We start from the raw sequence: 11472 nt of genomic DNA, 5'->3' as shown, positions 1-11472 counted from the left end.
GGGAAGGCCGCCGCTGGCCCTCGGCCGCCGAGCCACCACCGCCGACGCCCTCGCAGCGCACCGCGACCACCTACGGATCACCGTGGTGAGAAATGCGGGCTAGCGCGGAAGCGGGCCGGTGAGCGACGCTCGCTGCGAGATCTCGATCCAGTTCCCGTCGGGGTCGCGCACGAACGAGATCCGCGCGACCGATCCCAGCGTGCGCGGAGGGCTGCCCTCCGCGCCACCGCGTTCGAGGATGCGCGCGTGCTCCGCGTCGACGTCGAAGACCTGGATCGTGACGTAGCGGTAGCCGAGCGCCGTCATTCGCCCCGACGCGACCGCGCTCGGGTCTCGCGCGAAGCGCAGCAGCGAGTCGCCGCAGCGGTATGCGCGCGGACCCGCCGGCTCGAGCTCGAGCGCGCGGCCGTAGAAGTCGTGGAAGGCGGACTCGTCGCACACCGCGAGGTCGACGCCGATCGCCGACACGCCCTGGTGTCCCGGCGGCACGAGCACGACCGTGTTCCCGTCCGGGTCGGCGAGCCGCCGCGGCTCGGTCAGGCCCGGGCGCGCGATCCACAGCTCGCGGTAGCCGCTGGGCGGCTCCGAGCCGAGCGGCTCCCGCGCGTGGTTGATCTTCAGCACCGAGCCGTTCAGCCCGTGCCGGTGCTGCTGCAGCCCGCGGCCCATCGGCAGGAGCTCCTCGAACGGAAGCCCGACCTCGTTCTGCCAGAAGGCGAGCATCTCCTCGCGGCGGTTCGTGTGCAGGCCGACGTCGATCCGGGGCTTGGCGAGCTTCATCGTGCCCGATCCTACGCGAGTTCCTCCGCCCGCCGCCGCGCTATGTTCCCGGCCGGCTCGGATCGGGCCTGGAGGGAGGAGTGGTCAGCCAGACGCCGGACGAACAGGTCCGGCTCGAACCGAAGCTCTGGACCTGCCTCCGCGAGGGCGTGTCGCTCGCGCAGCTCTCGCAGGACGCACTGGCCGGAGTGATCGTCGGCATCGTCGCCCTGCCGCTGGCGATCGCGTTCGCGATTGCCTCGGGCGTGAAGCCCGAGCAGGGCCTGTACACGGCGATCGTCGCGGGATTCCTGATCTCGCTGCTCGGCGGCAGCCGGGTGCAGATCGGCGGCCCGACCGGCGCGTTCATCGTGATCGTCTACGGCGTAGTGCAGAAGCACGGCTACGACGGGCTGGCGGTCGCGACGCTGATGGCCGGCGCGCTGATGGTCGCGATGGGCTTCGCGCGGCTGGGCAGCGCGATCAAGTTCGTGCCCTACCCTGTGACGGTCGGCTTCACCACCGGGATCGCGCTGATCATCGCGCTCGCGCAGATGCGCGACTTCTTCGGGCTCTCGATGCAGAGCGTGCCCGCGGAGACGTTCGAGAAGCTGCGCGCGTACGCCGAGCACGCCGCGAGCTGGAGTCCGACCGCGACTGCGATCTCGCTGGGCACGGTCTTCCTGCTGCTCTACTGGCCGCGCATCGGCTCGCGCATTCCCGGGCCGCTGGTCGCGATCGTGGTGACGACCGCTCTCGTCGCTCTCTTCGACCTGCCGGTGGAGACGATCGGCGATCGCTTCGGGCATGTGCCCGCCACGCTGCCCTCGCCCCGCGTGCCGAGCTTCGATCTGGGCATGGCGCGCGAGCTGCTGCCTTCCGCCTTCGCGATCGCGATGCTGGGCGCGATCGAGTCGCTGCTCTCCGCCGTCGTGGCCGACGGCATGATCGGCGGCCGGCACCGCTCGAACATGGAGCTGGTGGCGCAGGGGATCGCGAATCTCGCCTCGCCGCTCTTCCTCGGCATTCCCGCGACGGGGGCGCTGGCGCGCACCGCCACCAACGTGAAGAACGGCGGGCGCACGCCGATCGCCGGCATCGTCCACACCCTCACGTTGCTCGTGATCGTGCTGGCGGCCGGTCCGCTGGCGGAGCGCATCCCCATCTGCGCGCTGGCGGGAATCCTGCTGGTGGTCGCCTACAACATGAGCGAGTGGCGAATGTTCGTGCGGCTGTTCCGCAGCCCGCGCAGCGACGTGCTGGTGCTTCTGTCGACCTTCGTCATCACGGTCGCGGTCGACCTGATCGTGGCCCTGCAGGTGGGCATCGTCCTGTCGAGCTTCCTGTTCATGCACCGCGTCTCGAGCCTGTCGCAGGCCGGCTTCATCACCAGCGTGATGCGCGAGGGCGAGAACCCCGCCGACCCGGGCGCGATCGCGCGCCGCCAGGTGCCGGACGGCGTCGAGGTCTTCGAGGTGTACGGGAGCTTCTTCTTCGGCGCCGCGAGCAAGTTCCGCGACGCGCTGCGCGGCGTGGAGCGCAAGCCGAAGGTTCTGATCGTGCGCCTGCGCGAGGTGCTCTCGATCGACGCCACCGGCCTGCGCGCGCTCGAGGACCTGGCCGACAAGACCCGCCGGGACGGCACCACGCTCGTCCTCTCGGGGATCCACGCGCAACCGCTGATCGTGCTCGAGCGCTCGGGGCTACTCGACTCGATCGGCGCCGACAACGTCTTCGAGGACATCGACTCCGCGCTGGAGCGCGCCCGAGCGCTGGTCGCGCGCTAGCTACGCCGAGCGGAACCCGCGCGCGGCCACCCGCACGAGCGCGATCCCGAGCAGCGAGAGCGCGAAGACGCTCGGCTCCGGAACCAGAGTCCAGCTCGAGATCGAGCTGCGGATCTGAACCCCGTCGTAGAGGACGGCGAAGCTGGTGCCGAATCCGAAGTTCGGGTCGTTCGGGTCGTAGGGATGCAGCGCGCCAAGGTTCGGCGGGGCGAGCGGTAGCGCGTCCGATGCGAACGTTCCGGGCACGTCGGCGAGAACTTCGAGTCCAACGATCGGGTTGCTGAGAGTCGACGGACCTGTGCCGCCATGGGAGACCAGAAGCAGCATCGCCTGGTCGGGCACGTTCACCACGAGGTCCGCACCGCCCGGAAACTCAGTCGCAGAGACCGAATACCCGGCGACCTGGAAGCTCGCGGAGAGAATCGCCACGTAACGACCGTAATCGGGAAGTGCGTCCATGTCGGGGGCGCCCGATTCGAGCACGTACGTCGCGCGGAGCGGCGCTCCGACCATCACCCCGAGGCTGGTCAGCTCCGGGCGATCGACCGGATCGCATGTGGCGCTGCACGACAGGATCTGCTCCACCTGTCCCTCGATCTCCCAGGTGAACGGCGCAGCCCGGCAGGTGCTCGCGACCCCGAGCACGAGGCCCAGCGCCGCGATCAATCCCGCGGATAGCTTTCGAACCATGGCTGAATCGTAACCCGCGTGCCCTCGCGCGGCGGGATTACTTCGCTAGTTTCCGCCGCCGCCGGGTCGCAGGCGATGCGCAACCGGGCGGCAGTCAAGGCCCCAACGGGGGCGTCCGAAACAGAGATGGCCCGGCGGGTCCGCGGCCGGCGCTTCTCGAGAAATCCCGAGCGCGGGTGCGTGTTTCGGGTTATGCTGCGCGACCTTTTCCACAACCGTTTTCGCACGAAATCGAGGCCCCGGGAGCCATGGCCATGTCCAACGACATCTCGCTCATCCGCAACATCGGCATCAGTGCCCACATCGACTCGGGCAAGACCACCCTGACCGAGCGGATCCTTTTCTACACCGGCCGAATCCACCAGATGCACGAGGTCCGGGGCAAGGACGACGTCGGGGCGACCATGGACTCGATGGACCTCGAGCGCGAGCGCGGCATCACGATCCAGTCCGCCGCGACCTACTGTGACTGGGCCGGCTACCAGATCAACATCATCGACACGCCCGGCCACGTCGATTTCACGATCGAGGTCGAGCGCAGCCTGCGCGTGCTCGACGGCGCGATCCTGGTGCTCTGCGGCGTCGCAGGCGTGCAGTCGCAGTCGATGACGGTCGACCGCCAGATGCGCCGCTACAACGTTCCGCGCGTGGCGTTCATCAACAAGCTCGACCGCTCCGGCGCCAACGCCTTCCGCGTCACCGAGCAGCTGCGCGAGAAGCTGAAGCACAACGCCGTGATGATGCAGATCCCGATCGGCGCCGAGGACCGCCTCGAAGGCGTGATCGACCTGGTCAAGATGAAGGCGTTCTACTTCGAGGGCGACGCCGGCGTGGACGTGGTCGAGAAGGCGATCCCCGCCGACTACGAGAAGCCCGCCGCCGAGGCGCGCGAGAAGATGCTCGACGCGGTCTCGATGTTCTCCGAAGAGCTGATGGAGGCGATCCTCGAGGGCGAGCCGACCGAGGCGCAGATCGTCGCGGCGGTGCGCGAGGGCACGCTCTCGCTCGAGCTCACGCCGGTGTTCATGGGCTCGGCCTACAAGAACAAGGGCGTGCAGAAGCTTCTCGACGCCGTGACGCTGTACCTGCCCGCGCCCAACGAGGTCAAGAACAAGGGCGTCGATCTCGACCACGACGAGGCCGAGATCGAGATCGAGACCGATCCCGACAAGCCGCTGGTCGCGCTCGCGTTCAAGCTCGACGACGGCCGCTACGGCCAGCTGACCTACATCCGCGTGTACCAGGGCACGATCGAGAAGGGCTCCACGATCGTGAACGCGCGCACCAAGCGGCGCCACAAGGTCGGCCGGCTGGTGCGCATGCACGCCGACAAGATGGAGGACATCGAGCGCTCGACCTGCGGCGACATCGTTGCGCTCTTCGGCATCGACTGCGCCTCGGGCGATACCTTCACCGCGCAGGGCTACAACGTGGCGATGTCGAGCATGTTCGTGCCCAAGCCCGTCATCTCGCTCGCGATCAAGCCCAAGGACAACAAGATGAGCGACAACCTCGGCAAGGCGCTGGCGCGCTTCATGCGCGAGGACCCCACCTTCCGCAGCTCGGTCGACGAGGACTCCAACGAGACGATCATCGCCGGAATGGGCGAGCTGCACCTCGACGTCTACGTCGAGCGGATGAAGCGCGAGTACAACTGCGAGGTCGAGACCGGCGCGCCGCGCGTGGCCTACCGCGAGTGCATCTCGCGCCGCGCGGACTACACCTACACGCACAAGAAGCAGACCGGCGGCTCGGGCCAGTACGCGAAGGTCGGCGGCTACATCGAGCCGATCCCCGGCTCGGACGAGTTCCAGTTCGTGAACGAGGTGCGCGGCGGCGCGATCCCGACCGAGTACATCCCGGCCTGCGAGAAGGGCTTCGCCTCGGCGCTCGCCAAGGGCGACCTGATCGGCGCGCCGGTTCTCGGCGTGAAGGTCGTGCTGAACGACGGCCAGTCGCACGCGGTCGATTCCTCGGATCTCGCCTTCCAGGTCGCCGCGCGCTCCGCGTTCCGGGAGGCGTACGCGGCGGCGAAGCCCGTGATCCTGGAGCCGATCATGAAGCTCGAGGTCGAAGGCCCCAGCGACTTCCAGGGCGCCTACATGAAGGTGATCATGCAGCGCCGCGGCATCGTGGTCGGCTCGAACGACCTCGACGGCTTCAGCCAGGTCGAGGCCGAGGTTCCGCTCGCGGAGATGTTCGGCTTCGCCACCGATCTTCGCTCCTGCAGCCAGGGCAAGGCCGAGTTCACGCTCGAGTTCGCCAAGTACGCGGCGGTTCCCGGCGAGATCCAGAAGAAGCTGATCGAGGAGTACCAGGCGAGCTCGGTGAGCAAGCGCCGGTAAGGCGCTGCACTCGCGCCGCCCGCGCGCAGCCACTAGAGTGCGCGTCGCCGTGGAGCCCGCACCGCCGCTGTCCGAGTCCGATCGCGCGCGCGGGCGACGGCTCGCGATCGGCGGAAACGCGGTCGGCGTCCCGTTCTCGGTCGCCTTCACCGAGCAGCTTCCGACCCTGGCGCTCGTCACGCTCGGAGCGAGCGAGACGCTGATCGGCCTGCAGGGTGGGCTCGCTCGCGGGCTCTTCGTGCTCCAGCTTCCGGGGCTGCGCCTGGTGTCCTGGTTCTCGAAGCGCGCGCTCCTGCTGACCGGCCACTGCATCGCGCTGGCGGCGAGCCTGCCGCTGGTCGGCTTCGCCGCGCTACAGGAGCTGGCGGCGCCGCTCGCGCTCGCGCTCGCCTTCGCGTCGCTGTCGCTCACCGCGATCGGCGTCAGCCTGTGCGAGCTGGTCTGGTTTCCGCTCCTGCGCGGCTACATGGAGCCGGAGCGGATCGGGCGCTTCTTCGGCGCGATCCGCACGACCTGGCACCTGATGCTGATCGCTTTCTTCGCCGGCGCGCAGCTCTGGCTCGGCGCAAACCCCGCCGGCTTCGGCGCGCTCTTCGGCGTCGCGTGGCTGCTCGGGCTGGCGCGGTTGCCGCTGATCGGCGGACTGCCGGAGCGCAGCGAACGGACCGACCAGCGCATCCGCGCGCGCGACGCGTTGGCGCTCGTGCGGCGCGAGCCGCGCCTGCGCCGGTACCTGCTGGGCACCAGCGCATTTGCAGGCGTGCGGACGTCCGTCCTGCCGTTCACGCTCGTGATGCTGCGGCGCGAGCTCGGCTTCACGGATGCGACGGTGGTGCTGACCACGATCTCGCTCTACCTGGGAGGACTCGCCTCGCTCTACCTGTGGGGCGCGCTGATCGACCGGCTCGGCGCGTACGTCGTCTTCCGTGGCGCTGCCGTCGGAACCGCCGCGCTCTACGTCGGGCTGGCGTTCCTGGCGGCGGCGGGGTCGGCCGCGCTGCCGCTCGCGATCGCGTTCTTCTTCGCGCAGGCGGTGCTCGCGGCCGGATTCGGCGTGGCCGACACGCGCGTGCTCTTCGAGCTCACGCCGCCCGAGTCGCCCGCGCCGACGATCGTGATCTCGAGCGTAGCGGTCGGCGTGGTGTGCGGGCTCGCGCCCCTCGCCGCCGGCATCGTGCTCGACGCGCTGCTCGGGGGCGCGGCCGATCCACTCGCGGTGTATCGAGGTTTCTTCCTGGCCGCGGCGGCGCTGCAGCTCCTGACGTTCCTGCCGCTGCGGATCTTCCGGAGCCGGGCCTAGGTTCCGATCCGGAAGTGCATCACGTCGCCGTCCGCGACGACGTAGTCCTTGCCCTCGACGCGCATCTTGCCGCGCTCCTTCGCGCCGACCTCGCCGCCGCAGGCGACGTACTCGTCGAAGGGAATCACCTCGGCGCGGATGAAGCCGCGCTCGAAATCGGTGTGGATCTCGGCCGCGGCCTGCGGCGCCTTCGTGCCGCGACGGATCGTCCAGGCGCGGACCTCCTTGGGTCCGGCGGTGAAGTAGGAGATCAGATCGAGCAGGCGGTAGGCCTCGCGAATCAGCCGGTCCAGACCCGATGCGTCGGCTCCGAGCTCGGCCAGGAACGCACTTCGCTCGGCTGGATCGAGCTCGACGAGCTCGGCCTCGACCTTCGCGCAGATGCGCACGCAGCCCGCGCCGGTCGCGAGCGCGTGCGCCTCGAGCGCGCGCGAGAGCTCGTTGCCGTCGGACAGCGCCGCCTCGTCCACGTTGGCCACGTAGAGCACCGGCTTGGCGGTGAGCAGCCAGGACTCGCGGAAGGCGCGAGCCTGCGCGTCCGGAACCTCGAGCGTGCGCGCGGGCTGTCCCGCGGAGAGATGCGCGACCAGCTTCTCGAAGAACGCGCACTCGGCCTGCGCCTCCTTGTCGCCGGACTTGCCCACCTTGCGCGCGCGCTCGGCCCGCTTCTCCGCGGTCTCGAGGTCCGCGAGCGCGAGCTCCGTCTCGATCGTCTCGACGTCCCGGAGCGGAGCCGGCTCGCCGTCCACGTGCACGACGTCCGGGTCCACGAAGCAGCGCACGACGTGGATGATGGCGGCGGTCTCGCGGATGTGGGCCAGGAACTTGTTGCCCAGGCCCTCGCCGGCCGACGCGCCGCGCACCAGCCCCGCGATGTCCACGAACTCCACCGTCGCGGGCACGATCCGCGCCGAGTGGACGATCGAGTCGAGAAGCGCGAGCCTCGCGTCGGGCACCGGAATCACGCCCGAGTTCGGCTCGATCGTGCAGAAGGGGTAGTTCTCGGCGGCGATTCGCGAGTCGGTGAGCGCGTTGAAGAGCGTGCTCTTGCCGATGTTGGGGAGCCCGACGATGCCGCAGCGGAGTGCCATCGGGCGGGCATCATCCCGAATCTGCGCGAGGGCGCCAGTCGGACGGCGCGCCGCGCCGACCACCCCGGGGATCCTCCGGCCGCCCGGCGACATCTTGATTTCGATGGGGAATTCGAGCCAGAGCATCCCGGGGGTCCAGGCGGCGGTCCGCGGCCGTCACGGCTCGGATCTCGCGGGGCGCTGAGGGGGATCAGGGGAAATGGCGGAGCCCGTGCAGCCCGAAGCCCTCTCGCGGATCGGTCGCTATCCGGTCCGCCGCTACATCGCCGGCGGCGGGATGTCGTGGATCTTCGAGGTCGTCGATCCGGATCTCTTCGAGGCGCGTCGGGCGCTGAAGCTGCTCAAGCCCGGCGAGGCGGACGGCGAGACGCTGCGCCGTTTCCGCCGCGAGGCCGAGCTGCTGTCGCGGATCCAGCACCCGAACCTGATCCACATCTACGAGTTCGGCGAGGACCCCGGCACAGGCTGCAGCTTCTACACGATGGACTACATCGAGGGGCACACCCTCGCGCAGGTCCAGCCCGAGTGGCCCACGTCTCGCGCGGACGACGCCGGAGCGCAGGACGTGCGCTCGCTGGCGGAGATCGTCCGCTATTTCCAGGAGATCCTGTCCGCCCTCTCGCGCCTGCACGCCGAGGGCGTCGTGCACCGCGACATCAAGCCACAGAACGTCTTCGTCGATGCGCAGGGGCGCGCGGTGCTCGGAGACCTCGGCATCGCCAAGGCGCCGGCGGCCGCGGCCGAGACCCAGAAGGGCGAGATGCCGGGCACGCCGCTGTACATGGCGCCCGAGCAGTCGCTCTCGCTCGCGGTCACGACGCGCACGGATCTGTTCTCGCTCGGGCTCTCGCTCTACCGCGTGCTGACGGGTCGCACCATCTACGACACGGCGCTCGGCGCGGACTCGACCAACAGCCTGAAGGTGCTGCGCCACCTGTGGAACCTGCAGGGCACGGCGCAGGAGTTCGAGTTCGAGTTCCCGCCCCAGGTGCCCGGCTCGCTTCGCGACGTGATCCGCCGCGCCTGCCGGATGGATCCGGAGCAGCGCTTCGCGAGCGCGGACGCGATGGCCGAGGCGCTCGCCGAAGCGATGCGTTCTCCTGCCACGCCGAACACGGCGATGCCGCTGGCCGGCGCGCGCGGCAGGGCCGGCATCCGAGCTGCCGTGGTGGTCGGCGCGCTGCTGGGGGTCTACGCCCTGTACGCCGCCTTCGCCGGCCGTGGCGAGCTCGCTTCGGCCCGTGCCGCCCGGACCGACGCCGAGACCGCGCACGCGCTCGCCGCCTCGATCGTGGGGCAGCTCGAGGGCCGCACCGAGCCGGGCGCTGCGGAGGCGCTCGAAGACGCGCGAAGGCGACTCGCCTACACCGAAGAGGAGCAGGCGGACGGCGAGCGCGAGCTCGCCGCTTCGAGCTACTACCTGGCCGAGCGCCAGTTCGCGCGCGCGCTGGACGGCTACACGCGCACGTGTCAGGACCTGATCGACCACTGGCTTCGCCAGGCCGCCGACGCTGCGGTGCGCGCGGCGCAGGCCGCGACCGAGCCGCTCGCGACGTCCGATCCCAGCCTGTCCGCGCGCCTCGCCCCGCTCCTGGCCCCGGATTCGCGCTCGGGCTGCGAGCGCGCGGATGCCGAACGCGCTCGACTCGCGCAGGCGGAGGCGCTGCGCGCGGAGGTGCCGCAGCCGCCCGACAAGGCGGGAGCGGCGGCCGCGAGCACGACACCGCAAGCCGGCCAGGTCGCCGCGAATCCGAAGCCGTCCGCACCGGTCGCGGCGGCGCGCCCCACCCTGCCCGACCGCAACGCCGAGAAGCGAGCGGTCGGCGCGGCGCTCGCCACTTGGAATCGCGCCCTGAACGCGCGCGACTGGACGCTGCTGCAATCGGTGCAGCGGCTGCGTCCCGGCCAGCTCGAGAGCTACAAGCAGGCGTTCGCCTCCAAGAACGTGCGACAGACCATTGCGGTCAGCTGGATCGCGGAGCTCGCGCCGACCCGCTTCGAGACCGAGGTCGTGGTCACGCGCGAGGAGCGGAAGTTCTTCGTCTGGCGCGTCGTCGGCCGCGAGAAGCGACAGGCCATCGCGGCGCTCGAGGGCGGTGCGTGGCGGCTCAGCGGCCTCTGACGCGCTGCTTCGCCAGCTGCGCTTCGATCCGAGCCAGCAGGTCCGCGCGCGAGACGGGCTTGGTCGCGTAGTCGTCGCAGCCCGCCTGCAGGCACTTCTCGCGATCGCCCGACATCGCGTGAGCCGTGAGCGCGACGATCGGCCCGGCGTACCCCGCGTCGCGCAGGCGCCGGGTCGCCTGGTACCCGTCCAGGACCGGCATCTGCATGTCCATCAGGACCACGTCGTACGGCTCGCCCGAATCGCGGGCGGCGAGAGCGCGCTCGCAGGCCTGCTCGCCGTTCGCGACCACGTCGACCGAGAGCCCGGCGCGCCGGAAGATGGCGCGGAGCAGATTCTGGTTGTCCGGTCCGTCTTCCGCGATCAGGATCCGGCCCTGCAGCGCATCGGATGGCTGAGACACGGTACGCGGCGAGGTGGCGATGATCGCGTCGACCTCGCCGGGCAGGCACATCCGGACGCCCTCGAGCGGCCCGGTCGCGACACGCGCCGTGAAGAGGCTGCCCCGCCCGGGCGTGCTCTCGACCTCGACGTCGCCGCCGAGCAGCCGCGCGATCCGACGCGCGAGAGAGAGACCCAGGCCCGTGCCGCTGAACTCGCGCGTCGACGATCCCTGCACCTGCGTGAACGGCTCGAACACGACCCGCTGCTGCTCCGGGTCGAGCCCGACGCCGGTGTCCTCGACGGCGATCTCGAGCAGGTGGCCGGAGTCCGCGCCGACGGCGGCCAGCCGCACGAGAATCGTGACCGCGCCCTCGCCGGTGAACTTGACCGCGTTTCCGACCAGGTTGATCAGGATCTGGCGCAGCAGCACCGGATCGCTCTGGACCGTCTCGGGCACCGGGCCGTCGCAGCGCGCCTCGAGCCTTAGCTTCTTCTCGCGCGCCTTCGGGCCGAAGAGCCGCGCGACGTCCGCGGCGAGCTCGAGCGGAGAGAACCTCGCGCGCGACACCTCGAGCTTTCCGGCCTCGATCTTCGAGAGATCGAGAATTCCGTTGATCAGCGACAGCAAGTGCTCGCCGTTGCGCTGGATCGTCCGAAGCGCGAGCCGGGTCGGATCGCCGCTGTCCGAGCCGCGCAAGCTCGATTCGAGCTCATCGGCGAAGCCGAGGATCGCGGTCATCGGCGTGCGGATCTCGTGGCTCATGTTGGCCAGGAACTCCGACTTCAATCGCGTCGCCTCGAGCGCCTTCTCCCGCGCGCGCGTCAGCGCGTCCCAGAGGCTGCGGTGGCTTCGCGCGGCACTCGCCGCTAGCCCGCATTTCTCACCACGGTGATCCGTAGGTGGTCGCGGTGCGCTGCGAGGGCGTCGGCGGTGGTGGCTCGGCGGCCGAGGGCCAGCGGCGGCCTTCGAGGGGATGGCGGGCCGTTCGCCGGC

General features: G+C 70.3%; 8 protein-coding genes. 4 read left to right on the top strand and 4 right to left on the bottom strand.

The features are described from left to right. Positions 1-99 precede the first annotated feature (99 nt). Positions 100-780, bottom strand: a complete 681-nt coding sequence (locus tag FJ108_16290) for a VOC family protein (GenBank protein ID MBM4337446.1) — start codon at positions 778-780, stop codon at positions 100-102. An 80-nt stretch (positions 781-860) separates the two neighbouring features. Between FJ108_16290 and FJ108_16285 the strand changes: the two genes are divergently transcribed. Further along, positions 861-2546 (top strand): STAS domain-containing protein, encoded by a 1686-nt coding sequence (locus tag FJ108_16285; protein ID MBM4337445.1) that lies wholly within the window; start codon positions 861-863, stop codon positions 2544-2546. On the opposite strand, the gene FJ108_16280 is transcribed toward FJ108_16285, so the two are convergent. Then, a complete protein-coding gene (locus FJ108_16280; GenBank protein MBM4337444.1) occupies positions 2547-3236 on the bottom strand; it encodes a hypothetical protein in 690 nt (229 codons plus the stop codon). Positions 3237-3490: 254 nt separating this feature from the next. Here FJ108_16280 and FJ108_16275 point away from each other — a divergent pair, with 254 nt between their 5' ends. Then, entirely contained in the window at positions 3491-5581 is a 2091-nt protein-coding gene (locus tag FJ108_16275) for an elongation factor G (protein MBM4337443.1), read from the top strand. Positions 5582-5630: 49 nt separating this feature from the next. Next, positions 5631-6881, top strand: coding sequence for a hypothetical protein (locus tag FJ108_16270; GenBank protein ID MBM4337442.1), 1251 nt, complete (start codon positions 5631-5633; stop codon positions 6879-6881). Here FJ108_16270 and ychF read toward each other — a convergent pair. Continuing rightward, entirely contained in the window at positions 6878-7972 is a 1095-nt protein-coding gene (gene ychF / locus FJ108_16265) for a redox-regulated ATPase YchF (GenBank protein ID MBM4337441.1), read from the bottom strand. The genes FJ108_16270 and ychF overlap by 4 nt on opposite strands. Before the next feature lie 199 nt (positions 7973-8171). On the opposite strand from ychF, the gene FJ108_16260 reads away from it, so the two are divergent. Then, positions 8172-10094, top strand: a complete 1923-nt coding sequence (locus FJ108_16260) for a hypothetical protein (GenBank protein MBM4337440.1) — start codon at positions 8172-8174, stop codon at positions 10092-10094. Here FJ108_16260 and FJ108_16255 read toward each other — a convergent pair. Further along, positions 10081-11472, bottom strand: a 1392-nt coding sequence (locus tag FJ108_16255) for a response regulator (protein MBM4337439.1), incomplete at its 5' end; no start/stop codon positions are given. The two genes, FJ108_16260 and FJ108_16255, sit on opposite strands and share 14 nt — an antisense overlap.

This window comes from Deltaproteobacteria bacterium (assembly GCA_016875225.1).
Taxonomy (GTDB): domain Bacteria; phylum Myxococcota_A; class UBA9160; order SZUA-336; family SZUA-336; genus VGRW01.
The sequence above is the reverse complement of the archived record's forward strand: the minus strand, read 5'-3'. Positions and strand labels throughout refer to the sequence as shown.

Coding starts and splice junctions, on each gene's coding strand:
- FJ108_16290 (MBM4337446.1), bottom strand. CDS start 780: ATGAAGCTCGCCAAGCCCCGGATCGACGTCGGCCTGCACACGAACCGC.
- FJ108_16280 (MBM4337444.1), bottom strand. CDS start 3,236: ATGGTTCGAAAGCTATCCGCGGGATTGATCGCGGCGCTGGGCCTCGTG.
- FJ108_16275 (MBM4337443.1), top strand. CDS start 3,491: ATGTCCAACGACATCTCGCTCATCCGCAACATCGGCATCAGTGCCCAC.
- ychF (MBM4337441.1), bottom strand. CDS start 7,972: ATGGCACTCCGCTGCGGCATCGTCGGGCTCCCCAACATCGGCAAGAGC.
- FJ108_16260 (MBM4337440.1), top strand. CDS start 8,172: ATGGCGGAGCCCGTGCAGCCCGAAGCCCTCTCGCGGATCGGTCGCTAT.